Origin of the sequence: Streptomyces sp. NPDC050625 (assembly GCF_040654755.1) — a bacterium.
In the GTDB taxonomy this organism is placed as follows: domain Bacteria; phylum Actinomycetota; class Actinomycetes; order Streptomycetales; family Streptomycetaceae; genus Streptomyces.
Window position 1 is genome coordinate 42,637 of sequence record NZ_JBFAIQ010000029.1, and the last position, 26,830, is coordinate 69,466.

The 26,830-nt window shown below is 69.2% G+C and carries 17 protein-coding genes, 1 tRNA gene and 5 pseudogenes; 14 read left to right on the top strand and 9 right to left on the bottom strand.

The genetic code is table 11. The features are described 5' to 3' along the window. Positions 1–3: 3 nt before the first annotated feature. Entirely contained in the window at positions 4–1,191 is a 1,188-nt protein-coding gene (locus tag AB0I54_RS38810) for a substrate-binding domain-containing protein (protein ID WP_363301016.1), read from the bottom strand. Positions 1,192–1,620: 429 nt separating this feature from the next. Here AB0I54_RS38810 and AB0I54_RS38815 point away from each other — a divergent pair, with 429 nt between their 5' ends. Beyond that, positions 1,621–3,024 carry a PHB depolymerase family esterase gene (locus AB0I54_RS38815; RefSeq protein ID WP_363301047.1) on the top strand — a complete coding sequence of 468 codons (1,404 nt, stop codon included), beginning with the start codon at positions 1,621–1,623 and terminating at the stop codon, positions 3,022–3,024. Here AB0I54_RS38815 and AB0I54_RS38820 read toward each other — a convergent pair. Beyond that, positions 2,991–3,296, bottom strand: a complete 306-nt coding sequence (locus AB0I54_RS38820; RefSeq protein ID WP_363301051.1) for a hypothetical protein — start codon at positions 3,294–3,296, stop codon at positions 2,991–2,993. The two genes, AB0I54_RS38815 and AB0I54_RS38820, sit on opposite strands and share 34 nt — an antisense overlap. 22 nt (positions 3,297–3,318) lie before the next feature. Further along, a pseudogene (locus AB0I54_RS38825) lies at positions 3,319–3,906 on the bottom strand (plasmid pRiA4b ORF-3 family protein); the annotation flags it as partial. Positions 3,907–3,927: 21 nt separating this feature from the next. Here AB0I54_RS38825 and AB0I54_RS38830 point away from each other — a divergent pair. Continuing rightward, positions 3,928–5,787: a hypothetical protein gene (locus tag AB0I54_RS38830; protein WP_363301017.1), complete on the top strand. Its 1,860-nt coding sequence runs from the start codon at positions 3,928–3,930 to the stop codon at positions 5,785–5,787. Positions 5,788–6,442: 655 nt separating this feature from the next. On the opposite strand, the gene AB0I54_RS38835 is transcribed toward AB0I54_RS38830, so the two are convergent. The 3 genes from AB0I54_RS38835 to AB0I54_RS38845 all read right to left on the bottom strand — a co-directional run bounded on the left by AB0I54_RS38835 (position 6,443) and on the right by AB0I54_RS38845 (position 11,157). Then, a complete protein-coding gene (locus AB0I54_RS38835) occupies positions 6,443–7,531 on the bottom strand; it encodes an extracellular solute-binding protein (RefSeq protein WP_363301018.1) in 1,089 nt (362 codons plus the stop codon). Positions 7,532–7,879: 348 nt separating this feature from the next. Then, positions 7,880–10,594, bottom strand: coding sequence for a SpoIIE family protein phosphatase (locus AB0I54_RS38840; protein WP_363301019.1), 2,715 nt, complete (start codon positions 10,592–10,594; stop codon positions 7,880–7,882). A gap of 302 nt (positions 10,595–10,896) precedes the next feature. Then, positions 10,897–11,157 carry an integrase core domain-containing protein gene (locus tag AB0I54_RS38845; protein WP_363301048.1) on the bottom strand — a complete coding sequence of 87 codons (261 nt, stop codon included), beginning with the start codon at positions 11,155–11,157 and terminating at the stop codon, positions 10,897–10,899. Between the two features lie 553 nt (positions 11,158–11,710). On the opposite strand from AB0I54_RS38845, the gene AB0I54_RS38850 reads away from it, so the two are divergent. From AB0I54_RS38850 to AB0I54_RS38875, 6 genes and pseudogenes are all read left to right on the top strand, one after another. Further along, positions 11,711–13,780, top strand: a complete 2,070-nt coding sequence (locus AB0I54_RS38850; protein WP_363301020.1) for a SpoIIE family protein phosphatase — start codon at positions 11,711–11,713, stop codon at positions 13,778–13,780. A gap of 218 nt (positions 13,781–13,998) precedes the next feature. Beyond that, complete coding sequence (locus AB0I54_RS38855; RefSeq protein ID WP_363301021.1) at positions 13,999–14,169, top strand: helix-turn-helix domain-containing protein; 171 nt, start codon at positions 13,999–14,001, stop codon at positions 14,167–14,169. A 312-nt stretch (positions 14,170–14,481) separates the two neighbouring features. Further along, on the top strand, positions 14,482–14,940 hold the full coding sequence (locus AB0I54_RS38860; RefSeq protein WP_363301022.1) for an SbcC/MukB-like Walker B domain-containing protein: 459 nt from the start codon (positions 14,482–14,484) through the stop codon (positions 14,938–14,940). Positions 14,941–15,220: 280 nt separating this feature from the next. Continuing rightward, positions 15,221–15,885: pseudogene (locus AB0I54_RS38865) on the top strand (TIGR02679 domain-containing protein); the annotation flags it as partial. 162 nt (positions 15,886–16,047) lie between these two features. After that, a complete protein-coding gene (locus AB0I54_RS38870; RefSeq protein ID WP_363301049.1) occupies positions 16,048–16,464 on the top strand; it encodes a DUF2399 domain-containing protein in 417 nt (138 codons plus the stop codon). Positions 16,465–17,002: 538 nt separating this feature from the next. Further along, positions 17,003–17,527 (top strand): transposase, encoded by a 525-nt coding sequence (locus tag AB0I54_RS38875; RefSeq protein WP_363301050.1) that lies wholly within the window; start codon positions 17,003–17,005, stop codon positions 17,525–17,527. Here the strand turns inward: AB0I54_RS38875 and AB0I54_RS38880 are convergent. Next, positions 17,451–19,184 (bottom strand): S8 family serine peptidase, encoded by a 1,734-nt coding sequence (locus AB0I54_RS38880; RefSeq protein ID WP_363301023.1) that lies wholly within the window; start codon positions 19,182–19,184, stop codon positions 17,451–17,453. The genes AB0I54_RS38875 and AB0I54_RS38880 overlap by 77 nt on opposite strands. Positions 19,185–19,328: 144 nt before the next feature. Then, positions 19,329–19,811 carry a hypothetical protein gene (locus tag AB0I54_RS38885; RefSeq protein ID WP_363301024.1) on the bottom strand — a complete coding sequence of 161 codons (483 nt, stop codon included), beginning with the start codon at positions 19,809–19,811 and terminating at the stop codon, positions 19,329–19,331. A gap of 394 nt (positions 19,812–20,205) precedes the next feature. On the opposite strand from AB0I54_RS38885, the gene AB0I54_RS38890 reads away from it, so the two are divergent. The 4 genes and pseudogenes from AB0I54_RS38890 to AB0I54_RS38905 all read left to right on the top strand — a co-directional run bounded on the left by AB0I54_RS38890 (position 20,206) and on the right by AB0I54_RS38905 (position 23,071). Beyond that, a tRNA-Gln gene (locus tag AB0I54_RS38890) sits at positions 20,206–20,280 on the top strand. Positions 20,281–20,856: 576 nt separating this feature from the next. After that, positions 20,857–21,516 (top strand): hypothetical protein, encoded by a 660-nt coding sequence (locus AB0I54_RS38895; RefSeq protein WP_363301025.1) that lies wholly within the window; start codon positions 20,857–20,859, stop codon positions 21,514–21,516. A 501-nt stretch (positions 21,517–22,017) separates the two neighbouring features. Further along, a complete protein-coding gene (locus AB0I54_RS38900; protein ID WP_363301026.1) occupies positions 22,018–22,500 on the top strand; it encodes a winged helix-turn-helix domain-containing protein in 483 nt (160 codons plus the stop codon). A 53-nt stretch (positions 22,501–22,553) separates the two neighbouring features. After that, positions 22,554–23,071 (top strand): annotated as a pseudogene (locus AB0I54_RS38905) (transposase). A 9-nt stretch (positions 23,072–23,080) separates the two neighbouring features. Here the strand turns inward: AB0I54_RS38905 and AB0I54_RS38910 are convergent. Then, positions 23,081–23,233 (bottom strand): annotated as a pseudogene (locus AB0I54_RS38910) (IS110 family transposase); the annotation flags it as partial. A 1,165-nt stretch (positions 23,234–24,398) separates the two neighbouring features. Here AB0I54_RS38910 and AB0I54_RS38915 point away from each other — a divergent pair. Further along, positions 24,399–26,306 (top strand): multicopper oxidase domain-containing protein, encoded by a 1,908-nt coding sequence (locus AB0I54_RS38915; RefSeq protein WP_363301027.1) that lies wholly within the window; start codon positions 24,399–24,401, stop codon positions 26,304–26,306. A gap of 152 nt (positions 26,307–26,458) precedes the next feature. Further along, a pseudogene (locus AB0I54_RS38920) lies at positions 26,459–26,684 on the top strand (transposase); the annotation flags it as partial. Positions 26,685–26,830: the final 146 nt, after the last annotated feature.

Below are 26,830 nucleotides of genomic sequence, written 5' to 3' on the forward strand. Positions count from 1 at the left end.
GCCTCAGCCGATCGGCTTCTCGGCCGGTGCCACCTGCTGGGCGGTGAAGGTCTTCTCGACCTTCGGCAGGTCGCCGGTGGCGCCGAACTTGGCCTGGAACATGGGCTGGAGCAGGGCGTGGTCGGAGGCGCGCACGGTCATCCGCCCCTTGACGCCGGGGAAGCTGAAGCCCTCCAGGGACTTGACCATGGCGCTGGTGTCGTTCTTCGCGCCGCCGGCCATTAGGGCCTGCACCACCATCTGGGCGGCGTTGAACCCGTCGGGCACGAACAGGTCCTCCTCCCAGCCCTTCTTCTTCAGGTACGCCCGCATCGCCTGGGCCTGCTCGTTGTCCGTGGCCTCCGGCACGTAGTGGGCGAGCAGCGTGATCTTGTCCTTGGCCTTGCCGAGCACGGGGTAACTCGCGCGCACGTCAAGGCCGGTGACCACGGTGGAGGAGTCCAGCACGCCCTGCTGGTCAAGGGCGTTCCACAGCGCGGTCGCGGTGGTGCCCGCCCACGAGACGAAGACCAGATCGGGCTTGGCCGACTTCACCTTGCTGGCGGTGGGGGTGAAGTCGGCGGCGGTGGGGGAGACCAACTCGGCCTGGACGTGGGCCCCTTCCGCTCCAAGGATGCTCTTGACCGCGCCGGAGCCGGCCTGACCGAAGGTGTTGTCCTGGGCGACGACGATGATCTTCTTGCCCTTGACGTCGCCGAGGATCGGCTTCGCCGTCATCACGTCCTGGTAGGTCTGCCGCCCCGACCGGAAGACGTACTTGCCCACCCCGGTCACCGCGTCCGTCGCGGCGGGCCCGGAGATGTACAGCGTCTTGTTCTGGGCGGCGAGCGGGGCGACCTGGACGGCAACACCCGAGGAGATGGTGCCCGCGACGATGTTCACGCCCTCCCCGACCCGCTGCTTCACCAGGGACACCGCCTTGGCGGGGTCGGCGCCGTCGTCGTCCTGCGTCACGGTGACCTTGACGCCGTCGACCTTGCCCGTCCCACCGGTTGCGTAGTCGAGGCCCGCCGCGAAACCGTGCAGGTACTGCTCGCCGTAGGAGGCCAGCGGGCCGGAAGTGGTGCTGACCAGAGCGACCTTGAACTCCTTCGGCTTGTCGCCGCCAGAGACGCCGGGGCTGGAACACGAGGTGACGAGCCCGGCGACCGCGACGGCCGCGACGAGGCTGGGGGTGGCAGATCTGCGCATGGCGGGACGGCTCCTCGGTACGGAGTGGGGGTCTGGGTGAGTTGCCCGTAGCGTCCCCGTCACCGTCAGAACCTGACAATGTGGGTATCCACCACCCGTTGTTGGACAGCAGTGGATGGCACATACATGCCGGGTGGGCTCCGTGCGGGTCCGCGAAGGGGGCGCCTGTGGATCCGGGGCACACCCGCCCGTCCGCAGAAGTGTTCGACTCATCCATTAGCGGTGCAGGCAGCGCGGTCGTAACGTCACGGAAACACCCCGGTCGCGTCGCCCCCCACGGCGCAGTCGGCCGACGGTGGCGTCACCGTCCCTTCCCCTGACGCCCCGGCGCAGTTGGGCTGCACCGGGACGGAAATGGAGACAGCGATGCGCCTACGACCACACAACCCTTCCCGCAGAGCCGACGGCCGACGCGCTCCCGCACTCGGTCTGATCCTGTGTCTGGTCGGTTTGCTGCTGGGCCTGTTCCCCGCACCCGCCCAGGCCGCGACCCTGACCGAGGTGACCGGCTTCGGCTCCAACCCCGGGAACCTACGGATGTTCCGCTACGTCCCCGACGGGCTGCCGAGCGGGCGGCCCCTGGTCGTCGCGTTGCACGGATGCACGCAGTCCGCGGCGGACTACGACGACGAGACCGGCTGGACGAAGTGGGCCGACGCCTGGGGCTTCGCTCTGGTGCTGCCGCAGCAGCAAGCAGTCAACAACGCCAACTCCTGCTTCAACTGGTTCCAGTCCGCGGACCTCTCCCGGGGCCAGGGTGAGGCGCTGTCCATCAAGCAGATGGTGGACAGGACGGCCGCCGACTACGGCACCGACGCCTCGCGCGTCTACGTCACCGGTTTGTCCGCCGGCGGTGCGATGACCTCGGTGATGGCGGCCTCCTATCCGGACGTCTTCCGCGGTGCGGCGGTCGTCGCCGGCCTTCCGTTCGACTGCGCCCGCTCCGTGTCCGCGGGGTTGGCCTGCATGAACCCGGGCTCGGACCTGAGCCCGCAGCAGTGGGGCGACAAGGTGCGGGCCGCCTACCCGTCCTACTCGGGCCCGTATCCGACCATGTCGGTCTGGCACGGCTCCAGCGACACCACGGTCAAGCCCATGAACATGACCGAGCTCGTCGAGCAGTGGACGAACGTGCAGGGCACGGACGCCGTGGCCGACGTCAGTGACACGGTCCAGGGCTACCCACACAGGGTCTACCGCGACGGCTTCGGCCGGGACGTGGTCGAGTCGTATTCCATCACGGGCATGGCCCACGGCCAGCCGGTCGACCCCGGCAGCGGGGCCACGCAGTGCGGTACGGCCGGCCAGTACCTGCCGGACATGAACATCTGCGCCTCCTACTGGATCGGGCGGTTCTGGAGCCTGCCCGCCCTCGACGGCGGTGGCGCGCTGCCCGCGCCGTCAGGTCTCGTCGTGACCGCCACCACCGACACTTCGGTGTCCCTGTCCTGGAAGGCGGTCGGCGGCGCCGCCTCCTACCGCGTCTACCGGGACGGCACGCAGGTCGGCTCCCCGTCCGGCACGTCCTTCACCGACACGGGCCTCGCGGCCGGTACGACGTACAGCTACACCGTCGCCGCCGTGGACGGCACCGGGGCGGTCGGGGCAGCCTCCGCCACAGTGGAGGCGACCACGACCGGCACCACCCATCAGTGCCACACCGGCAACAACTACGACCAGGTCCTCGCAGGCCGCGCCCACCAGAGCCTGGGCCACGTCTACGCCAACGGCTCCAACCAGTACATGGGCCTGTACAACCTGTACGAGACCCACACTCTGGAGGAGACTTCCCCGGGCTACTACGTGGTCGCCGACTCCGGCTGCCCGTCCTGACCCGCGCGGCGGCGGCTCACCGCGTACAGGCGCGCGGTGCGACACCGTGCTCCTCCCGGCTCTTCCCGTCCGGTCATCTTCTCGGCGTTGCTCACCGTGTCAACTCCTTGGTCCATCCTGTGGGGTGCGTGCTTTGAAGGGATCTGGAACCATACTCGGACGACCTCGGGCCGCTCGCCCGCCTCGTACCGCTCCAGCAGCTCCTGAAGCGCCCAGATGCCGCCGACATCGTCGCAGTCCGGCAGCGTCCGCCGCCCGCCTGTGCCCACCACGTGCCCCGGCCTCATCCGGGTCGGCCGGGCGGACCTCATCGACGGTGATCCGGTGCTCCCAGTCGTCCCCGAGGTCGTACGTGTACGACAGCCGCACCCCGGCTCGCGGCAGCACGTCCGCCAGCGACACGTCGTCCTCGTCGTCCCACCCGGAGTCGAGGGCGCCGCCGAGCGGGTCGCGGCGCGGACCCCACGCCGCGCGCCGTCCGTCCTCGAAGAGGTGCAGATGTATTCCATCCCATCCGAACAGCACCTGGACCACCTCGTGCAGGCCGCCCAGGGAGAGCCGCGAGGGAACCCGCACCCGCCGCCACACCGGCGGACGCAACCCGCGAAGTTCGATCTTCAGCTGGTGGACGGTGGGCCTGTCAGAAACCGCAGTGCTCGGCATGCGCCGGGATCTTCCCTTGCTCGGGACGTGCTCAGGGTGCACATCACCGCGCCCTCGACGAGCGGGCGACGTGCGCCGAATGGCTGACCCGCACCATTCTGGCAGCTTCGCCGGAGGACACGGTCCGGGTTGCCAATTGCTGATTCGGTTGTTGGCCGTGGTTGGCCAGGTTGTCCCTCGATGGGGTGAACGGGGGCTGATTGCCGAGGTCTTGTGCATGCGGGGAGCGCGGGAGCTGCCGTGGCGGCTGAGTTCGATGCGATCAAGCGGGGGACATTCGCGCCCGAGGAGTCGGTGGACTGCCTCCAGGCACGGCTGTCGCCCGGCGGGGACGGGGACGGGGACGAGGACGGGGAACTCGGCGCTCTGGCGCATGCGCTCGGCCACTTCCCGCTGGCGCTCTCCCAGGCCGCGGCGTTCCTCATCGACACCGGCATGCGCCTCACCGCGTACCGTGAACTGCTGGACGACCAAGGCGAGAAGCTGTCCGATCTGCTGCCGGCCACCTCTCCGGCCGACGAGCACTGCGGCACCATGGCAAGCGCCTTCCAACTCGCCCTGGAGCGGGCTGAGGCCCTGGCTCCCGCAGGGAGTGCCAGGGCGGCCCTCGAACTGCTGTCGATGCTGGCGCCGGACGGCGTCCCGGAGGCGGTGCTGCACACCACGGCGGCCCACCGCTGGATCACCGCTGGCACAGACGGCCCCAGCGACAAACCCCACCTCCGGAACCGGATCGCCGAACGGACCACCCTCCTGTCGTTGCGCGCCCTGCACCGGCTCAGCCTGGTCACGCACGACGTCTCCCGTAGGCCCGTCTCCGTCGAGGTGCACGCACTGGGGCAACGAGCGGCGCGTGAGACCGTACCGCAGCAGGCCCGCCCCTTCCTCGCACAGGCCGCCGGCGACGCACTGGAGGAACTCTGGTCGTCCACAGCGGAGTTCGAGCCCCGGCCGGAAACCGAGGCGGCCCTGTACCGCTGCGTCGAAGCCCTGCGCCGGACGACGGCCGCCGACCTGCTCTGGGACGGGCGCATGCATCCTGTCCTCCGTCGCATCGGCCCCTACCTGGCTGGACTGGGCCGTGACCGTGCAGCCCGGGACATCTGCCAGGAGTTGCTGGAGCAGGCGCGTGTCCGGCTCGGAGACCGGAATCGTGGCGTCCTGTTTCTGCGGTGCCAGATCGCTCAGGCCACCGGCGAGTTGGGGGAAGCGGCCTCGGCTCACGCGTCCTTGCGGGAAATCCGGCGGGAATCCGAACAGACCCTGGGCGCCACGGACCCCGACACCTTGGCGGTACGGCTGTACGAGGCCCGTTTCCAGATGGAAGCGGGCGCCGTGGCCGCCGCTCTGGAGCGCCTCACCGAGCTCACCGACCAGGCGGCCGAAGCGCTCGGCGCCGACCATGCTCTGGTGGTCGGGGCACGCAGCTATGGGGTTCTGGGCCGTGGTCTGGTGGGGGGCGCCGCTGGCGAGCGGGACGCCTGTGCCACACTCGTCGCCGAACTGGAGCGGAGCCTCGGTGCCGGGCACGCCCTCACTCTGAGAATCCTTGGCGACCTGGGCCGGTGGGCCGGCGAGGCGGGAGACACGTCCGCGGCTGTCGATTCGCACGTGCGGGCCGTGGCAGGGCTGGAGGCCGCCGCCGGCCGACTCCATCGGGACACCCTGATAGCCCGGCACAATCTCGCGTCCTGGCGGGGACTGGCGGGCGATCGCGAACGAGCGGTTGAGGAGTTCTCCATCGCGGCGCAGGACGCGGAGCGCGCGCTTGGTGCCGACCACCCGACCACGCTGACGTACCGCGTCAACCTGGCCTTCTGGCGCGGACTCGCCGGTGCCCCGGCCGCTGCGCAGGCCGACCTGGCCGACCTCCAGACCGCCGTCGACAAGGTGTTCGGCGCCGATCACCCACGTGCCCTGCGTACCCGGCAGCAGCGGGCGGAACTCTTGGAACTCTCCGGTGACCGCGACGGAGCGACCGCCCTGCTCACCGCCCTGCTGGCCGATATGATCCGGGTCCAGGGCAGCGACCACCCTCGCACCCGCGAGGTCGCGGAGTCGCTGGCCCACTGCCGCGACCGAGCGTCCTCCACCCGATGACCGCCAAGCCGCGCGGGCGGTGAGGCCGCAGATAAGCCCCCCACAGGCGCAGGGAGGACCCTGCGCCTGCCAGCTCTGAGTCCGGCTGTCCCGCCCCGTTCAGCGTAGCCCGGCCGCCGCGGGGCTGCTGTCGAGGAAACCGCCCGACTGGTGCTGCCACAGTTTTCGCGTAGGTGCTGTCCAGGGCGGGCAGCTCCTGGTGGGTGCCCTGCTCGACGATGCGTCCACGGCCGAGGAACTTCCGCTCCGGGGAGGGCCCGGACCGACCTTCGTCGGTCACGGCCGTCGGGGCCGGTGCGGGCGCCGTTGCCGACGGCGGGCGTCCGGTACGCCGGCGCGCCGTGCAGTCCCACTTCGCGGTGATGTGCCGACGTGGCCGGCGACCAGGGTGGCGGGGGTGACCGCAAAGACCTCGCCCCAGCGACGCCGGGGTATCAACCCGGAAAGGGCAGCGAAGCAGAACCGGTCCGCGGGCTCATAGCGGACCGGGCGGGCCGGCTGACGGCGCAGCACCGCGTTCTCGTGCCGCAACACGACCCCGCGTCCTTTGCCGCCTCACTGCGGAGCCGCACCGATGGGATCACCTGCAACGACGACTTTTCGAGCGGTACAGCCCGTTTGCTGCACACCTGAAGGGCGACGGGGAGCGTCCCGGCTAGCCGGAGACGGCCTTCGCCCAGCCCTGCGTGACCGTCTCCTTAGCCTTCTCCAGTTGCGCGTCCGTCGGGAACTGCGGCGTTCCCTCAACCGTCGGCAGTCGTGCGGCGGCGGCCTTGTCGAGGGTGCCGTCCTGCCTCATGGCGTCCATGAGCACCGGGCGGGCATAGGCGCGCAGTCGGAGGTTTTGGCCCTCTGGGCTGAAGAGGTACTCCTGCCACAGGCGGGCAGCCGCCGGGTGCGGGGCGTACTTGTTGATCGCCAGCGCGAAATACTGGGCGAAGCTGCCGTCGAAGGGGATCGCGACCTGCCAGTTCACGCCCTTGTCGCGGAGTTGGTCGACGTAGTGGAGGTTGATGTAGTCCCAATTGATGCTGATGGGGGTCTGGCCGTCCTCGACCGTTGCCGAGTCGGAATTGAGGGGGTTGAAGTTGCCGATCCTCTTGAGCTTGGCGAAGAAGTCGAGACCGGGCTGGATGTCGTCGAACGACCCGCCGTTCGCCAGCGCGGCCGCGTAGACGCTGTCGAAGGCGGTCGCCGACCGGGGCGGGTCGCCTTCGAGTGCGACCAGGCTCTTGTAACCGGGCTGCAGAAGATCCGCGAAGGTCGCCGGACAGACTCTGACCCGGTTGGCGTCGCAGCCGATGGAGATGTAGCCCCCGTAGTTGTTGTACCAGCGGGCCTTCGAGTCCTTCTGACTACGCGGGATCGAATCGTAAGCGGCTACCCGGTACGGCGCGAGCAGATTCTGCGCCGCGGCTTTCCGCGCGAACGTCTCGCCCACGTCGATCACGTCGGGTGCTGTCGGCCGGTTCCCCCTCTTCCTCAAGGTGTCGACCTCGTCCTCGCTGTGGCCCAGCGGATCCTCGACCGTGACCTTGATCCCGTACTTCTTCTCGAAGCCGTTGATCAGGCCACCGTAGTCGGCCCAGTCACGCGGCAGCGCGATCGCTCTGAGCGTGCCCTCCTGTTTCGCTGCAGTGATCAGTGCGCGCATGCCGCCCACGTTCTCGGCGGACCTAGCCACTGCGGGCTTCGCGACTCTGGCGGTCGGTGTGTTCTCGCAAGCGCTCAGGCCCAGTGCCACGAGAGCGAAGCAGCTGAAGGCCGCCGTTGCTCGGGCACACGGTGTAGTCACGACTGCTCCCGGGCATGGGGAACGAACTGGTCACCTCGACCGGCTGCCGACAGCACCACCGGGCCCGGAGCAGGGGCCTTACGCTGCGCCTCCCGGCTTCGTTGGGTCCATTGCGCCGACGAAGTGGTCATCGAGGCCAGGGTACCCGGCCGTCTCGATGGCGGAAGGTTGCTTGGGAAGCCTGCGATCAGCGTCTTTCCCCGGTTGAACGCGGCATTCGTACGCCCCGAGCCCAGCCGCACCCACGTCGGCACGCGGAATGCGTGAGTGTGGAGGAACGGGACGTACACGCTCACCTTAGGTAGCCGTGTCGTCCCATTGGCCGAACAGGATCTCGTCGAGTCCTTCCGCTTCCGGCGTGGCGCCGTGGTGCAGGGACCGTTCGGCCCAGATGACTTTGCCGGTGGGCGTGTAGCGGGTCCCCCAGCGTTCGGCGAAGCGGGCGACCAGGAAGAGACCGCGGCCGCCTTCGTCGGTGACCTTCGCTCGGCGCAGCCGCGGCGAGGTGCTGCTGCCGTCGGAGACCTCGAAGATCAGGGTGCCAGCGGCGGGGTCGCTGATCGGCACCGTGCGGAGCAGCCGTACCGCGATGGGCTCGGCGCCGTAGCGGATGGCGTTGGTGATCAGCTCGCTGAGGATGACTTCGGCGGGGAAGGCGACCTGCTCCAGCCCCCACTCCGTCAGCCGGCGGGCGCATGCGGTGCGCACCGGGGCCACCGCCGCCGGGTCACGGGGCACGTCCCACTCGGCGACCTGCTCCGGTCCGAGCCGGTGCGTGCGGGCGACCAGCAGCGCGATGTCATCCCTGGGACGGTCGGACAGCATGGCCTGCATCACCGCCGCGCAGGTGGCCTCCGGGGTGCGACCGGGCCCTGCCAGAGCAGCGCGCAGGGCCTCCTGACCGGCATCCAGGTCCCGGGTGCGGTCCTCGATCAGTCCGTCGGTGTAGAGCACCAGCCGGGAACCCTCGGGCACGGTGAGCTCTGCGGTCTCGACAGGTAGGCCGGCGCCGAGTCCCAGTGGCGGGGAAACGGGCAGCTGAGGGAAGTCGACGGTCCCGTCGGGCCGAACCACCGCTGGTCCCGGATGGCCGGCGGTGGCCATGGCCAGCTGCCCGGAGGTGGGGTCGTAGAGGGCGTATTGGCAGGTCGCCCCTGTGATCATCCCCTGCCCGTCCTCCGCGGCGGCGACCTCCTCGGCGTCGATCTGCGCCACCAGCTCGTCCAGCCGGCCCAGCAGCTCCTCCACGGGCAGGTCCAGGCTGGCGAAGTTGTGCACGGCGGTGCGCAGCCGGCCCATGGTCGCCGCGGCGTGCAGACCGTGGCCGACGACATCGCCGACGACCAGTGCCACCCGGGTGCCGGACAGCGGGATGACGTCGAACCAGTCCCCGCCCACCCCAGCCTGGGCTGGCAGGTAGCGGTAGGCCACGTCGAGGGCGGACTGCTCGGGCAGCGCGCGTGGCAGCAGGCTGTGCTGCAGGGTGACGGCCATGGCGTGTTCGCGGGTGTAGCGGCGGGCGTTGTCGATGCACACCGCTGCCCGGGCGGCCAACTCCTCGGCGAAGGACACGTCCTCGTCCTCGAACGACGGGGAGCCCATTGCGCGCCAGAAGTTCACCACTCCCAGCACCACGCCGCGGGCTCGCAAGGGAACCACGAGCATGGAGTGGATGCCGTGATCGAGGATCCGCCGGGCACGTTCGGGTTGTTGGGCCTGCCAGCCGTCGGAGGCGCTCAGTTCCCCGACCAGGACCGGTCGGCCCTCGGCCATCGCTGTGGAGACGGGGTGGGCCGGGACGAACCGGATCAGCTCGCGGACGGAGTGGAGCGGATGGTCCGCGTCGAGACCGGCGGCGGCGCTGCGGCGCAACTCGGTGATCCCGGCGGTCGCACCGGAGGACTCCTCGCCGCGCAGGACCGGATCCAGAAGTTCGACGGTGACGATGTCGGCGAACCGGGGCACCGCCACCTCGGCCAGTTCCTCGGCTGTGCGCTTCACATCGAGCGTGCTGCCGATCCGGAGCCCGGCGTTGTAGAGCAAATTCAACCGTTCGCGGGCCAGTTCCGCTCGGCCGGAGAGGGCCCGCAGCTCGGTGGTGTCCCGGAGCGTCACCACGCTGCCGACCGGTCCGTGAGGTGGTGTGAGCCGCTTGCTGACGGCGAGCAACCGATCGGCCGCCAGGTACACCTCGTCGGTGGCGGGGCGGTCGGAGGCCAGCAGCCCAGTGAACTCCTCATCCAGCCCCAGATCGGTGATGTGTCGGCGTTCCGCGTCCGCCGGCAGGTCCAGGAGCCGTCTTGCCTCGTCGTTGGCCAGCAGCAGCCGGCCGTCATCGCCGACGATCAGGACTCCTTCCCGCACTGCGTGGAGCACCGCGTCGTGGTGCTCGTACATCCGGGTCATCTCCATCGGCGCCAGGCCATGGGTCTGCCGCCGCAACCGCTGGCTCACCAGGCCCGACCCGCCTGCGGCGACGACAAGGGCCGTGGCGGTGCCGCCGATGAGGACCGGCAGCTGTCGGTCCACCCGGTGCTGCACCGTCTCGACTGTGACGGGCACGGAGACGATGGCGACGACGTTCCCGTCAGGACCCCTGACGGGAACCGCCGAGATCACGGAAAGCCCCAGGGAGCCCTTGAAAGTACTCGTGAACGGCTTGCCGGTCGCCGCCGCCGCGTAGGGCCCGATGACGCGTCTCCCGATCTGATGCCGGTCGCTGTGGGCGAGGGTGATCCCGTTCAGCCCGTACACGATGATGGCGTCGACGCCTGCGGCCTTCCGGGCAGCCTCGACGTGCGGCTGCAGCACCGCGGTCGGGTGCGCGCTGTTCAGTGCCGCCACGATCCCCGGGGAGTTCGCGAACGTCTGCGCCGCGGTGAGCGTCCGGTGGCGGGCGTCCGCCATGACGTCGCGTCGGGCCTGCACCACGAGCGCCACCAGGGCGGCGCCGACGAGCAGCATCACGACCGCCAGCTGGAGCAGGAAGACCTGGCCGGCGAGGCTGTGCATGCTCAGCAGCGAGTCCGACCGCCACGCCTCTCCCCCCTGACGGGGCCGACCGGGCCGATGAGTCCTCATGGACACATCAGACATACCGTGTCTGGATTGTCCAGAAGCATCGCTCATATTCCCTTTCTATCGTTTCTGGGTGACCGACCACACAGCGACCGTGACGGACCGGGCGCGCAGGGACGGCGACGAGCGCATGGGCCCTGCCGGGTGCCCGCAGTCACGCACAGTGCCTGATGTGCGGTGCGAGCCCTGCCCTTGCCGGAAAACTCATCCGCAGAGGTCAGGCCGCATGTCGATGCTCATGGAGGATGCCGCCGAGGCGGGCGCGGCTGGGTATGTCGAAGTGGGCGATGGCGTCCGGGTCGGTGACCGGCGCGGGGGAGCGGGTGCAGCAGGCGGGCGTTGCCGCTGCCCTGATGGGGCCGGTGGACGTTGTAGAAGTCTTCGAACTCGCGCAAAGCGCTCAGCAGATGGCGCTGGTTCCAGATCAGCACGCGGTCCAGCAGTTCGCAGCGGCAGGTCGTTACCCCGCGTTCCATGAGCGCGTTCATCCGCGGCATCCGGACACCGCTGAGCACGACCTGGATTCCCGCGTCCGCGAGGACGGCATCGAACAGGGCGGGATACTTCCCGCTCCGTTCCCGGATCAGGAACCCCTCGGCGGCGCCCAGGACGCGAATGCGCCTGCTGGCGTGCTCGATCACGGCGAACAGGTAAAGGCGCGTGCCGGTCAGGGTGACCGTCTCGAGGAAGTCGCAAGCCAGCAGGGGATGCGAGGAAGGGTGTGGCGCGGCTGTCACTTCTCGGTCGGGCGTGATGATGCCACGTGCCCGGGCCGCATGATGCGGATCACGCGGCCCTCACAGGCGAGGCAGGGTGGCGACTGCAACGGCGACGGCATGAGCCTGCCGTCGAGGTAGTAGGTGGCGGTGATCTGTGCGACTTCGTCTACCGTCACGTCGATGTCTGGGTCGGCGCGGACTGACGGGTCGTTCTGGCACTGCTGTGGCACGGTCGGCGACCGCTCCCGACGCGGATGTCCCGCCGCACATGCCGGTTCTTGCTGCGGGTGCCGGTTCATAATGAGAGCAGCAGCAACACGGAGCACTCGCGATGCCGGATCCCATGCAGACAGGGAAGCCGATGGCGGCGGCCGGGCAGGCCGCGGCTTGGTGGAACGTGCTGCCCGTCGCTTTGATCGTCTTCGACGGGGCCGGACGGATCATGCAGTGGGCGAAGGCCGCACCCGAGCTACTCGGTTACACGGCGGATGAGGTCATCGGCCGTGACGGTACCGACCTCGTCCCCCCAGACAGCCGGCGGGAGGCCGGCGCCGTCCAGGAGGCGGTCGCTTCAGGACGCAGCGTGACCGGGCACATCCCGGTGCGTCACAAGAACGGCTCGATTGTCGAGGTGGAAGTGTGGGCGTGCCCCGTCGCCGCGCAGAGCGGGGAGGGGTGGGACGTGCTGGTCCTCGCCGCCGACGTTCGTGCCGCGCGTCAGGTGCGCGAGGTCGGTGGCCTGCTGGACAGCCTCTTTGCCAGCTCGCCGGTCGGGTTGGCGGTCTTCGACACCGAGCTACGGTTCCAGCACGTCAACCGCACTGTGGAGGTCATGCACGGGCTACCCGGCTCGGCGCACGTCGGACGGCGGCCGTCGGAGGTACTGCCGGGGGTGAACAGCGAGCAGATGGAGGAGGCGATGCGCCGGGTACTGGCCACCGGCGACCCCGTGGTGAACTTCCGCCGCGTAGGCCGCACCCCGGCCGACCCCGACCACGACCGCGTCTGGTCCTGCTCCTACTTCCGCCTCGAAGACGCGGGCGGCAAGCCGCTGGGGATCAGCGCCTCGCTGATCGACATCACCACGCAGCAGAAGAGCGAGCTGGAGGCCGCCACGGGCCGGCAGCGCCTGGAACTGCTCAACGAGGCCACGCTGCGGGTCGGCACCACCCTCGACGTACCCCGTACCGGGCAGGAACTGGCGGACATCGCCGTACCGCGCCTTGCCGACATCGCCACCGTCGACGTCCTGGCCGACCTCACCGAAGATGCCGAGCCGATGATCAGCCTGTCCAGCGGCGCAGTCCTGCGCCGCCTCGGCAAGGCCCCCGTCTACGGCCTTGCGGCCGCCGACGTCCTCGCCCCCATCGGCCAGACCCTGCACTTCCCTGCAAGCGCCCCGTACACGCAGGCCGTCATCGACCGTCGGCCCTATCTCCTGCGTCGTATCGACGCCCGTGTCATCGCTCCCGCCGCCCGCTACACCGGCACTCCCGAACGGCTCCTCTCCCTGGGCGTGCACTCGATGATCATGGTTCCCCTCGCAGCCCGCGGCCTGGTCCTCGGCGTCGCCACCTTCCTGCGTACAGGTGACCGGCCAGCCTTTGACGCCGCCGACCTCGCGCTCGCCGGTGATCTCGCCGCTCACGCCGGTGTCTGCATCGACAACGCCCGGCTGTTCCACCGCGAACACGACACCGCGCTCACTCTGAAGCGCAGTATGCTTCCCGGCCGCCCGAAACCCCCGGCAGGCATCGAGATAGCCCACCGCTACCGGCCCGCCTCCGACGTCCACGAGGTCGGAGGGGACTGGTACGACGTCGCGACGCTCGCCCCCGGCAAGGGCGCCATCGTCATCGGTGACGTCATGGGCCACGGCATCCAAGCCGCCGCGATCATGGGACAGATGCGCACCACCGTACGCGCCTTCACTCACCTGGACCTGCCCCCCGACCAGCTCCTGCACCACCTCGACTCCGCGCTGCAGGAACTCGACAGCCCCCTGCTGGCCACCTGCCTGTACAGCGTCTGCGACGCCGCGGCCCATCGCTGTCACCTCGGCCGCGCAGGCCACCCCCCACCTGCCCTCGTGACACCCGACGGCACCGCCCGCCTGCTCGACCTGCCCCCCGGAGCCCCCCTGGGCATCGGGGGCATCTCCTACGACACCACCGAGATCACCCTCGACCCCGGCAGCATCCTCGTCCTGTACACCGACGGCCTCGTCGAAACCCGCGCAACCGACCTGGACGAGCGTCTGAACGAGCTGACCCGCCTCCTCACCGGCACCCACCGCGACCTTGACCAGCTGTGCGACACCCTCATGGACCACCTCGCCCCAACCCCCGCCGAGGACGACATCACCATCCTCGCCGCCCGCATCGGCACCCCCACACCCTGACAGGCTGGAGGTGTCCTCGGGGGGCCGCAGTCCCGGAGCCGAGCGCCACGCCGGAGGCTGGTTCTGACCGTGGCCGCTCGCTGCAGTGCTCGGCTCATGGCCTCAGGGAGCCATCCACACGTGGGCGCGCGTCGGCGCAGCGCGCGCGGAGCGGGCAGAAGGCAAGCAGCGCAGCCGGGTGTCTTGAACCCGCCCTGGAACGGAAGCAAAGCCAACCCATGCATGACGACGAGCTGTTGACGGTGCCCGACGTGTTGAGGCGGCTGAAGCTCGGCCGCTCCACGGTCTATGACCTGATCCGCTCGCGCCGTCTGCCTTCGATGGCCATCGGCCGTTGCCGCCCCATCCGGGCACGTGCCGTCCACGACTACAGCACCAACGAACTGTAGGCAGCCGCCTGATGGCCCAGCAACGCAAGCGGAACCCCAACGGCGCCGGCACCATGCCCAAGCGCAAGGACGGCCGCTTCCAGTGCGCGGTCTACGTGCTCCAGCCGGACGGCAGGATCAGGGGGGCGTGACTCTTGACTTGTCTTGGTGGCGGGCGCCAGGCAGTGCGTCCGGGGATCGTGCGTCGCGACCATTCTGAAGCGGCGCCCTCGACAGTGCATCCTGGCCGCATTTCGCATGCCATTCGGCCCTGGTCGTGACGTGGAGAGTGGTACGGCTGCCAGTGGCTTCCTTTCTCAATAGCATGGATGGGTGGGTTCCGCAGATCGCTTCGACGCGTTCCGGGCCCTGGCCGCCCGGCGCGGGCGGCCGGGAGGCCGGCGGATCGAGTCGCTGACCGAGGCGGCGGTTCGCCGCACCCGCGCCCGGCACAGCCGCCTGTCCGGCGGCGAGCAGTTCGTCTCCCTGCGCCTGCCGCTGTTCGCCGCCGCGCACGCCATGCTCAACTTCGCCCACCCCGACGCCCTGCGGCTGCTCGCCCTCGACGGGGCGTTCGCGGGCGTCGACGACACCGGGCGCGGTGAACTCATGTCGCTGGCCGCACAGTTCGACCTCGACCTGTTCATGACCGATACGACCTGTGGGCCGTGCACGCCGCGGTCGGCGCTGCCGCCCACTACGACCTCGCGCACTCCGCCGTCGACCACACCGTCTCCGCACTGCTGCTGTGGGACGGCGAAGGCCTGCACGCCGACGAGACCGAAGAGCTGACCGCCGTCCTCGGCTCGCCGGGCGCGCGCGGCGTCCACCGGGCGCGGAGGACGGAGGCGGGCCTTGTCGACTGAGATGCCGGCCGAGACGTACGGGGAACTCACCGGCGAGGGCTGGCGACGACTGCTCGCCGCCGCGCGCCGCAGGCTGGAGCGCACCGGCGGCGCCCTGGACGGCGAGATCGGGCTCAGCGCCCCCGGCGAGGCCGAACGCCGCACTGTCATCGGCGTCACCGGCCGCTACCGCCCCGAGACCGCCAAACGCCTCACCGTCCCCCTGCGTGACCTGGACAGCTACCTGTACGACCACCGCGCGCCGCAGGCTGGAGCGCACCGGCGGCGCCCTGGACGGCGAGATCGGGCTCAGCGCCCCCGGCGAGGCCGAACGCCGCACTGTCATCGGCGTCACCGGCCGCTACCGCCCCGAGACCGCCAAACGCCTCACCGTCCCCCTGCGTGACCTGGACAGCTACCTGTACGACCGCTACGGCACCGGCCTGCTCCAGACCCTGGGCCGCCTGCACGGCCCCCTGCGTGACCGGCCCGCCGAACGGGCCGACGAGTCCGCCCTGCGCACCCGCACCCTGGAGGCCGCCCGCGCCAGACCCCTTGCCGACCAGCACTGGTACACGGCATGGCTGGCGCGGATCGCCGCCGACGGCACCCTCACCCGCCTGGTGCGCCGCGGCGACGCCCCCTGCTCCAGGACGCCGTACGCGTCCTGGACAAACTCCCCAGTCTGTCGGGCCGGCGGGGCGACTCGCGAGCGCGGGGACAGGGTCTTCTCCCGCTGCCCGTACTCGCCGAATGGGCCACCGGCGACACCAAGTCCCTGATGCCTGGCAGCCCGCTCGAACAACTCGTCCTGCGCGCCCTCGCCCAGCGGACGGCCGGTGCCGGGAACGCCGATGCCGTACCCCGTGACCGGGCGGGCCGCCGTGCCCTGTGGGAGAGCGCCGGAGCCGTCGCCGACGACCTCGCCAGCCAGGTCCTCGTCCTGAACATCGGTGCCCAGGGCGAGAACGTGGTCTGCGACTGGCTGCGCGACGTCGCCGGCTTCGGTATCCCCTTCCGACTCACCCTCCACCGATTGACCCGCGACGACGTCGTGCCCGCCGCATGCGACATCCACGTCTGTGAGAACCCCGCCGTCCTGCGCGCGGCCGCCGCCGAACTCGAGGACCGCGCCGCGGCCCTGGTCTGCACCGAAGGCATCCCCTCCGCCGCCTGCCACAAGCTCCTCGCCGACGCCGTCCGCGCCGGGGCCCGCCTCAACCGGCGCGCCGACTTCGACTGGACGGGCCTGCGCATCACCGCCACCGCCGTCGAGTGTCACGGCGCCCGCCCCTGGCGGATGACCGCCGCCGACTACCGGGGCGCCCTGGACCAGGGGGAGTCCACCCCGCTCACCGGCTCACCCGCACCCAGCCCGTGGGATCCCGAACTCGCCCACGCCATGCGCGTCTCGGGCCGCTCCGTCATGGAAGAGCGCCTACTGCCCACGCTCCTGTCCGACCTTGGCTGAGGCGACCACCGCGTACGAGTCCGCCGCGGGCCGACGTCGGCTACGGGTGGACGGCTGGGCGCGCTGACGGTGAGCGCGGCATGATGATCGACCGTGTTGCTGAGACTGGCGTATCTAGGCGTGACGAACGCGGTCGCGATGCTGAGGCTGCGGCCGATGAGCGACCGAGAGAAGGATGTTGAAATCCTGGCTCTCCGTCATCAGATTCCGGTTTTGGATCGGCAACTGAGCGGGCAGCGGGTGCGGTTCCATCCCAGTACGACAGCCGGAGATCTTGAGCAGTTGGACCTCACGCCTCAGCCACCTCTGGTTGCCGCGAGCACGAACCTCAGACTCTTCGAGAAGGGACCTCCCACGGGGCGGGCGCCGGTGAGCCGGTTGCACCGCAGGGAGGGAGAAGCCCTGGAGAACGCTGTGCCGGACTGGACGTGCAACGCGACAGCGTGGTGCCAACGTCCGCGTTCCCGAGGAACCGCCTGAGGGAGTCACCCAGACCTTCGGCACCACGTGGCCCGACCTGCTCGCGCTGCGCGACTGGCTGACGGCCTACCACGTCGCCCTGATCGGGATGGAATCGACCGGCGTGTACTGGAAGCCCGTGTACTACGCCCTGGAGGACGCGGCCGAGTGCTGGCTCCTGATCGCCCGGCACATGCACAACCTTCCCGGACGCAAGACGGATGTCGCCGACGCGGCCTGGATCACCCAGCTCATCCAACACGGCCTGGTCAAACCGAGTTTCGTGCCGCCTAAGGACATCCGCGAAGTACCGGGCAGCGTAGCTGCGCGTTGTGCCTGTGCGGAGTTGTCGCGTGGACGCGGTCCGAGATGCCGGCCGTTAACCCGCCAGCCGTCGAGCGGAATCAAGCGGAAGGCCGGATGCCATGGCCTGGGAGTACCTGGCTTCGGGACTGCCTGGTCTGCAAGCCGGACGGCGCCCGCCCCCTGGGGGGCGCCGTTTCGTGCGGTTGCCGCGGGTGGGGGTCCTATCCGGTCATGGAGGGGGCGATGGGCGACAGGGCCGGGGCGAGCTGCATGCCGGGGGCCAGGCCGAGGGCGATGAGGGCGTCGGGCAGACCGCGTCCGGTGCGGGCCGCCTCCAGTGTGCCGGGGGTGGCCAGTGGGCGGCAGCTGGCGGCGATGATCTCGAAGAGGTGCTGTACCCGGCCGGGGCCGCGGGGCAGCAGCTGGCCGTGGAAGTCCTCGTGGTGGGCGAGGACGAGCGCGGTGAGGCCGGCGATGTGGGCGGAGGCTGTGATGGTGCTGTCGAGGATGGTGTAGTCGCCTTGCGGGGCGCACGAGAGGACCGCCACGCCGGGGGCGGCCGCGTCGATGCCGGGCCCGTGGCAGCTGAACGGGGCGGCGAACAGTCCTTCGGGTGTCAGCTGTGGCCCCGTGTGGGTGGCGGGGGAGGTGTCGGGCGGGTAGGTGCCGTAGGCGCCCAGCGCGCCCACGGCGAACACGGTGGGCAGTGAGGCGGGGAAGATGATCGGTCCGCCGGTGTCGCCCGCGGGGGCGATGCAGGCGATGCCCGCCGCGGCTGCGTCGGCCAGTTTGCGGGAGACCAGCGTCGACGGGTACAGGGCCGCCACCTGGATGTGGGCGATGTCCACCTCGCGTTCGATGCAGTGGTCGAGGGCGGCGATCAGGTCGCTGAAGTGTCCGCCGGGCAGCACCTGGCAGACCTCGAGCTCGGCGTCGACGGCAATGCCCAGGATTCCCTTGCCGGTGTCCGCGCCGGCGATGATGCCCGCCGCGTGGGTACCGGTTCCGACCGGGTCGTGCGCCCAGCCCTCCTTCGTGCCGTGCACGAGGTCGATGCCGGAGTGCACCCGTTGTTTCAGGTCGGGGTGGTCGATGCCGACACCCGTACCGATGACCGCGATCTTGATGCCGAAGGCGCGGAACGTGGGTGGCAGCCGGTCCAGCCGCATGGCCTGCTGGCCCCAGCCGTAGGCCTGCCGTTCCTCCAGTTCCGGGTACACCTGGGACAGCGGGGTGAGGGTGACGACGTTCTCCTGGGTCGCCGACAGGTCCGGGCGGTGGATCCACCGGTCGGTGTATCCGCCCGCGGGCCGGACGTAGAGGGACTGGAGGGACTGTTCGGTCTCTGTGGCCAGGGTGAGGGTGACCCTTCCGTCGGCGGCGGTGATGCCCTGGCTGGGCCAGGTCGCCCCGATGAGGAACACAGCGGCGCCGGCCAGCGGTTCGCCGTCCGGGCCGCACACGCGCAGCGAGATCTCCACGGCCTCGTCCAGCGGCGCGACCAGCCCCGGATCGGGCAGCGGCAGCATGCCTGCGGTCGGCGTGGTGGCGGGCACGGCTGCGGTCAGCGGCAGGTCCGGCTCGATGTGCACGTGCAGCGTCCGCATCACCGGCAGGTGGGTCTCGGCGGCCTCGACGACCGCGACTTCCGGGCAGGAGGGCAGGACCCCGGCCGACTGCAGCTTCTCCGACGGGATGAGTCTGCGCACCACCGTGACCTCTGGCATGCTCTCCAGCCGGTCGCACACCGCGTCCATGCCGACTTCGGGCACTCCCGGCGGAAAGAGCTGCTGCGGCAGTGGCGTCACCATGTAGCGCTGCCGACGCGGCTGCACCGCGATCGGTGACGGTGCGCCCTTCTTGCGTGGCGCCGCTTCCTCTTCGGGGCCCGGCCCGCCGGCCCCTGCGCCCTCGGCCTCGCTCTGGCGGTTGTTTTGGGGCTTGCTTCCGGGCATGTCCTTGACCATCACGTTTACCTTCACCACGTCTGTGTCGGTTGTTGGGTTTCTGATCCGGATGACGGGCGGCTCGCGCCTTCCACGGCTGTGCGGTGTGCCCGGGAATCGCTCCGGGCACACCGCACAGCGCGCCGTCTTATGTCAGCCGATGCCGAAGGGCTGGCTCATCTGGCCGAAGCCGGGCTGCTGGTACTGCTGCGGGTATGACTGCCCGAACTGCGGCTGGCCGAAGCCGCCACCCCACTGCTGCTGGCCGAAGCCGCCGCCCCACTGCTGCTGGCCCTGCTGGCCCTGCTGGCTCTGCTGCACCAGCGCCAGGATCGCGGTCGGCAGCGCCTGCTGCACCGACTGCTCCACAGCGCTGCGCACGCCCTGCAGCAGCGTCGTGTGCAGCGCCACAGCCAGGTACGGGTGCGCCTGGTGGGCCAGGCCCTGCTGCTGCAGCTGCTGCTGGACCTGCTGGATCTGCTGCAGTGTCTGCTGCATGCGCTGCGCGATCTGCTGGCTCGCCTGCTGGCAGGCCTGCTGGATCGTCTGCTGGACGACCTGCGTGAGCTGCTGCTGCGGGCCGGCGATCTGCTGGCCGAACTGCTGCAGGGGCGGGGTAGCGGTCATGACCGACATGAAGGCTCCTTCGATGCCATGGGAAAGCCAACATAAGGGGACAATGTTGGCTTTTTCGGAACAATTCCGACGCGCTGAAACTATGGCGACGTCGCGCCGCCCGCAATCGGGCGGGCCGCTCAGAAGCAAGGAATCCCCCCGATCGGATCCGGCGGCTGCTCCGCCCACCCCTTACCGCACACACAGCGTCACGGAGTTGCGGGCAGCAGCCACGAACCGCGACACCTCGACATGCGACTCACGGTCCCGAGGGCCTACTACAACAACCCGCCCGACACTCCCGGCACACATCACGGAACATCACGGAGAGCATGCGTAGATTAGGCAAGGCCGTGCCGCGATACGCGGTAGAGGCACGCCCGGTCGACCGGTGCTCCCACGGTCTTCGGGCACATGGGATATGGGGTAATTGGCAGCCCGACGGTTTCTGGTTCCGTTAGTTCAGGTTCGAGTCCTGGTATCCCAGCCAGCAGGGATGCCGCCGTGCCCCCACGGGGGCACGGACCGCCGACTGGGGACTGGGGACTGGGGACTGGGGCAGCTTACCCAGGATGGGGCGGCCCTCGGCGGCCTGCAGCACGCCACAGCAGCAGTGCGGCCGCTGCGGTCAACGAGGGGCAGCCGTCCCCACGCCCGCACCAGCCCAACCCCCCTTCCGGCGGGTCGCGGTGCAGCAACGGCAGCCCCAGGGCCTCACGCTGGCGATGATCACGCCGCCCGGGTCGTCGCCAGCGCGAGCTAAACGCGGTTCAGACAAGCACTCCCACCAGCACGGCGGCTCTCACCGTGAGCACCGCGATCGTCAGTATGACCACGCAGCCAGCACAACTGCCAGCCAGGTCCATCGCATGCCGCTCACCGTTCCGCCGGCAGAACAACGCACGGCACCAGCGACAATCTCCGCCGGCACCGTCCAGCCAGTAGCAGCAACGTGCTACCACCGAACATCAGCCCGTAATCCGCCAAAGGACCTTGACCAGCAGGCCCGGCCCCACCTTGGAGGTGGCCCAGCCGGGCGACTGGGCGCAGGCTGGAAGGCGTGAGCATGGATCCCCCTCCCGGCGCTGAGGGTGTGCTGCTGATGGCGCCAATGCTGGCGGTGATCGGCCCGCCGCCCGAGCCCGAGACGGAGGCGGAGTACGCCTACGAGACGCTGTGGAACGGGGCCCGGGTCATCGCCCACCTGCCCGGGGACGCAAGCCTGCGGCTGCTGTCGCAGACCGGGATGGATGTCACCGCCCAGTACCCCGAACTGCAGATCCTGGCTTCCCTGCTGCCGGGGCCGGAAGCGGTGCTTGACGGGGAGATCGTCACGCTCGATGACGGCGGGCGGCCGTCGGTGGAGCGGCTGCAGCAGCGCATGAATCTGCACCAGCCAGAGGCGGTCACCCACGCCCGCGAGGATCTGCCCGTTCAGCTGATGCTCTACGACATCCTCTACCTCGGCGAACCGGTCGTGCAGCTGCCCTACACCGCCCGCCGCGATCTCCTCGACGACCTGGGACTCGCCGGTCCGGGCATCAGCGTGCCGGCGGCCTGGCCCGCGCTCGCCGCCCAGGCCCTCCAGCACAGCCTCGCCGAGGGCTTCGACGGCGTGGTCGCCAAGCGCCTCACCAGCCCCTATCTGCCCGGCCGCCGCACCCGCGACTGGATCAAAATCAAGCACATGGAAGATAAGAAGCCATCCACATTCGTGGGCCGTTAATGTAACGAGCTTTTCGTCGCTGCCGTACAACCTGACCCAGTCGCGCCAGGTGCGGCGGGCGGTTGTGCCGTCGGCTCACTCCCCAATGACCGCCGGACCGCTGGCCACGAACTGAAGTCGGACCAGGTGCTTTGTCTCGCCGCCCGCCGGGCGCCAGCTCATGGCCGCTCTCCCAAGGCGCGGGCCTGACGGCGCAGCTCCACCCTGGCCGCCGGGTTTCGGTCCGGGCCCGACCAGTACGGGTGCCGTGGCGTGCACAGCGGGGCACGGCGAGCGCCGCGTACGTACGCTGCCAGTCCGCTTGCAGCGCGATCAGGTCGTGGGGGAAGGGGGCGTGCTCCATACCCCAAATTAGGTCCAAGTCGGCATGCCGGATCCGGCCTCCCGGCATCGTTAGTGTTCTCTGACGCTGAACCTTGACCGATGGCCACTGATTCCCACTGATCTCCTCGGCTTGTTGTCGGAGGTGACGGGTGCTGATCCCTGCGGTAGGCCGGTGGTATGCGGTACGCGCAAGGTGGCGGACTGACCGCCGAGCGGCGGCAGTTTCGCGAGCGGATCCGGTATGAGGCCGGCGAGCGGTTTGCCCGCGGTGCGAAGACCGCGGTCATCGCGAAGGATCTGCGCGTGAGCGAGCGGTCGGTGGAACGCTGGCGCCGTGCATGGCGGGAGGGCGGGATGGAAGCCCTCGCCTCGACGGGGCCTGTCAGACTTCCCAGGCTGTCCGATGGCCAGTTCGCCGAGTTGGAAAAGGAGCTGGCCCTCGGCCCTGCCGAGCACGGGTGGGAGGACCAGCGGTGGACCCTGGCCCTGATCAGAGCGCTGATCGCCTTCACGTTCGGCATCGACTGCTCCATGGCGGCGGTGTGGCGGCTGCTGCACCGGCACGGCTGGTCCTGGCAGAGTCCCGCCTGCCGTGCGCTGGAACGCAACGCGCAGGCGGTCGCTCTGTGGAAGAAGGACGTGTGCCCGCACGTGGAATGACCGCGGCGGCGCTGGGGGCCTTCGTCGTCTTCGAGGACGAGGCCGGGTTCTCGATGACACCACCGCGGGCCCGCACCTGGGGCCGGCGTGGGCACACGCCGGTGGTGCGGGTGCGGGGCAGGTCCTGGCGCCGCTGGTCGATCGCCGCCATGTGCTGCTACCCGCCGGGCGAGCCCTCCCGGCTGATCTACCGGCCGCGCCAGCACCGCAAGCACCGGGGCAAAGGACGCAACAGCTTCGCCTGGAGCGACTACCGCAACCTGGTCGTCCGCGCCCTCTCAACACTCACCTCGCCGCCGGGATGCGCGGGTACGCGGACGCACACGACTGGCTCACCATCGTGCAACTGCCCTCCTACGCACCGGATTTGAATCCGGTAGACGGGATCTGATCGCTGTTACGGCGCGGCCCGCTGGCCAACACCGCCTTCACCGACGACAACCACCTCGAACGCACCCTCCGCCGAGGCCTGCGCCATATCCAACTCCACCCCGACCTCATCGACGGCTATCTTGTCAGCACCGGACTCACCCTCACCCGCCACCCGACAACAATCCGAAGAGATCTGTAATGCCGTTTGTCAAGCAGCGAGGGCAGCCGGCGGCGTGAGCTCGTAGGGTCGTCCGTCACGCAAGAGGGCCCAGAGGACGTTGACGCGGCGGCGGGCGAGCGCGAGGACGGCCTGGGTGTGGCGCTTCCCCTCGGCTCGCTTGCGATCGTAAAACCGACGGGATTCCTCGCGCTTGCGGAGGTGGGGCAGGTCACCATGTCACCCGATCGTGCAGCAGACCCGAATGCTTCTGGCATCGCTCATTGCCGGGGTGATCCGGAAAGGGTTGGCCCGCCTCGCGGCGTGGGTGGCGAGGCGGGCCTGATGAGGGGGACCGATGCTGGGTTGATGCGAGGTTCACTCTGGCACCGGCAGCGTCGCGTGGCGGGTATCCGCGGCCGTGGAGACCCGTGAGGGTGACGTGTGGTCACGCGTGTGGAGAGCGTCAGGGGTCGGGTCCGGTCGGGCAGCGGTGATCCTGGGCGTGCCCCTCCCGGTGTGGGAGGGGCACTGCTGCCGACGGCGTACCCGCTGCGCAGTGCCTTCCGGCCGGGCCGGCTGCCACTGGAGAAGGTCCTGCATTACAACGAATGGCAGGGCGGCGGCAGCAGGTGACCTACGACCGGGGCCCTTGCGTGTGTTGCCACGGGGCGGTCCCCGACCGTGACGGTCAGCAGGTCGCTTGCCTCCGTGTCCTCCTGGGAGTTTCGTGCGGACGCATTGCGCATTGTTGGCGCAGATCCTCACGTCCCAGGGCCATGACGCTCCGGTGGAGTGGCGACGAGCCGCTCACCCTGCAATGGCTCCTGCCGCGCGCCTCCACTGAGTCCACAGGGCCCATCGCAGCCACTGCGGCGGAGTCAGGGCCGACCGCCAAGCGGAGACTTGTGATCCCACATTCGATCAGCAAGCCGCAGCCCAGCGCCAGGGCCGGCGCCTTTGCGTCGAAGACGGCGTGGTGGGTTGTGCCGCAGATTTGTGCGATGTGCTTTGTTCGTCCAATCCAATGTAATGTATTGCATTTAATGCAGCACTGCTCGGTCGTGAGTACCTCAATATGCGCTGGTTGCGGCCTTTAGATGGCGCGCCATAGCACTGAGGGACGGAAGTCGCCGTTCGGTGACTGCGGCAGGGATGTGCCAGTTCGGTCGTGCCAGGAGAGACGGTTTTAATGTATTCAGACTGACAGTAATTGTCTGTCGAATTGCTGCTGAGATCGGCTCGGTGAGTGGATTTTTCGGACCGGACCGGTGTGCTGCAGCAACGTATCGAACCAGCCCTGTATCCCTTGGACGCAATGTGAGGCGAAGGAAGGCTGGAGACGATGATTGAGCGAAGGAAACTCCTCATGGCCGGTGCCATGGGGGCTGCGGCCATGCTTCCACGGGGTGTTCTGGGAGCGCGGGCGTATGCGGCGATGGTGCACCCGCCAGCAGGGTGCAAGGACCCCGCGGGGACGCCCAACACCCCTGCGCTGGAGAAGTTCGTCGACCCGCTGCCCAGGCCGATGACAGCTGTCCCGGACCCTTCCGTCTATCCGGGCGCCGACTACTACGAGATCACGATGCGACAGGGATCGTGGCGCTTCCACCGGGATCTCGGGCCGTCACCTGTGTGGGGTTACTGGGCCACTAACCCGCACGACCCTCATAAGCCGATCGGCATGGGCTATCTCGGGCCGACCATCAGCGTGATCACGGACCACCCGACGGTCGTCAAGTGGCGCAACGAGCTGCCGACCACCCATCTGTTCCAGTTCGTGATCGACGCCATTCGCAACGGGAACCCCCAGCTCACCCCGATCCCTCCGCCTCCCTACAAGCCCGTACCGCCTTTCCCCCCGAACATCAACGTGTGGAACGTCGTACACCAGCACGGCGGTTACACAGCACCACAGTCCGACGGCATGCCGCTGCAGTCGTTCAGCCCGGACGGCTTCCATGCTGAGTCCTACACCACCCTGGACCCGAGCCGGGTCAAACCCAACGAAGCGATCTACGGCTACACCAACCACGACCGTTCGTGCATGCTCTGGTATCACGATCACGGCATGGGGATGACGAGTCTCAACGTCTATGCGGGCCTTGCCGGTCTGTACTTCATTCGGGATTCCGCCGACGAGCGGCTCGGGCTGCCGCGAGGCGAATTCGAGGTCCCCCTCATTCTGCAGGACCGGACCTTCCACCGGGACGGCTCACTCGCCTACACCATGACCCAGAGGGAAGGCGAGGACACTCCGGTCGTCAATGGGAAGGCATACCCCTTCCTGGTCGTCGAGCCGCGACGCTACCGGCTGCGCATTCTCAACGCTTCGAACGAGCGTTTTTGGCGGCTGAGGTTCGACGTCGTTCCCAGAGACGTACTGCTTGAGCCCCGACTGCCGTTCTGGCTGATCGGAACCGATGGCGGCTTCCGCACTCCGCTGCAAATGCACGATTTCCTGATCAGTCCAGCTGAGCGGTACGACCTGATCGTCGATTTCAGTCGGATGCCCATGGGTACGAAAGTCACATTGACGAACTACCCGGGAACGCAGGTCCACTTCCCTGGCATCCCCGGCTGCGGACCGGAAATCGCGGAAATCATGCAATTCCAGGTCACCAAGCCACTGTCCGGAGGTGGGGACAGGACGACGCCCCCCAAGAAACTCAAGCTGCCGACCATCGCGCCCATCAAGGCGACACCGCGCACCCATCGGCGGGAATGGGTCGTGTACCAGCATCAACTCTTCGGCACAATGACGTTCAATGCGGTGCCCTTCATGGAGCCGTCCCAGGACTTCATCAAGGAGGGCTCGACCGAGATCTGGGAGTACATCAATCCCAATCACGACGCCCATCCGATGCATGTCCACCTCGTCAACTTTCAGGTGCTGGACAGGCAGCCGATCGACGCGGTCCGCTACCAGACGGATTACGACAAGTGGATTTACGGTGGCCGCAAACCGGAGGACCGACCGGTGTTGGCGAAATATTTCACTGGCCCACCGATTCCGCCGGACCCGGATGAAGCAGGGTCCAGTAAGGACACGGTCAAGGCTCATGCGGAGATGGTGACCAGAATCATCATTCAGGAATTCATCCCGCCGACGGATACGATCGCGTCAATTCCGGGCAGCGGCGCTGAGTTGCCGGCGACATACATCCACCACTGCCACATTCTCGAACACGAAGACGACGACCTGATGCGCCCATGGACGATCGTCGGCCACGGCGACCATGGCGATGGCGGCCACGATGGCGGCCACGGCCACTGAGGGGATCGATCGACCCGCGTGTGCCGGCCAGCGCCCAAGGGGCCGGGACCACGACTGACACCGTGCCCCAACCCTCCCCGGATCGTTGCAGGTACGGCACCCGCAAGAGGACGGATGTTCTCGACCCTCGGATACCGCACCCTCGGAATACTGTACTGACCGCGGGTCAGGTCACGGACAGTCCGCAGTTCATCCCGGTGCTCAAGAAGTTACGGGCCCCCGCGACCCGTCGGCCGCCCCCGCACCCGGCCGGACGCCGTCGCCGCCGACAAGGCCTACTCCTCCCGCGGCAACCGGGCCCACCGGCGCAGACGCGGCATCAAGGCAGTGATCCCGGAGAAGAAGGACCAGGCCGCCAACCGGAAGAAGAAGGGATCGTCCAGCTGGAACCTCACCTGCCCGGTGAAGCTGATCGCTGACTCGGTGCCGTCCGGCGTCGGCTTGGGCACGAGTTCGACGGCCGGCTCCCCCTGGGCATCGGCGGAGACTCGAACAGCGGCGGGTGGGCCGGGCCCTGGCCGGAC

Bases quoted from the DNA above. Each gene is read 5' to 3' on its own strand.
- AB0I54_RS38900 (WP_363301026.1), top strand. From the start codon at position 22,018: ATGCGGTACGCGCAAGGTGGCGGACTGACCGCCGAGCGGCGGCAGTTT.
- AB0I54_RS38850 (WP_363301020.1), top strand. From the start codon at position 11,711: ATGCCGGATCCCATGCAGACAGGGAAGCCGATGGCGGCGGCCGGGCAG.
- AB0I54_RS38895 (WP_363301025.1), top strand. From the start codon at position 20,857: ATGGATCCCCCTCCCGGCGCTGAGGGTGTGCTGCTGATGGCGCCAATG.
- AB0I54_RS38885 (WP_363301024.1), bottom strand. From the start codon at position 19,811: ATGTCGGTCATGACCGCTACCCCGCCCCTGCAGCAGTTCGGCCAGCAG.
- AB0I54_RS38845 (WP_363301048.1), bottom strand. From the start codon at position 11,157: ATGCCGCGGATGAACGCGCTCATGGAACGCGGGGTAACGACCTGCCGC.
- AB0I54_RS38855 (WP_363301021.1), top strand. From the start codon at position 13,999: ATGCATGACGACGAGCTGTTGACGGTGCCCGACGTGTTGAGGCGGCTG.
- AB0I54_RS38880 (WP_363301023.1), bottom strand. From the start codon at position 19,184: ATGCCCGGAAGCAAGCCCCAAAACAACCGCCAGAGCGAGGCCGAGGGC.
- AB0I54_RS38915 (WP_363301027.1), top strand. From the start codon at position 24,399: ATGGCCGGTGCCATGGGGGCTGCGGCCATGCTTCCACGGGGTGTTCTG.
- AB0I54_RS38810 (WP_363301016.1), bottom strand. From the start codon at position 1,191: ATGCGCAGATCTGCCACCCCCAGCCTCGTCGCGGCCGTCGCGGTCGCC.
- AB0I54_RS38840 (WP_363301019.1), bottom strand. From the start codon at position 10,594: ATGCACAGCCTCGCCGGCCAGGTCTTCCTGCTCCAGCTGGCGGTCGTG.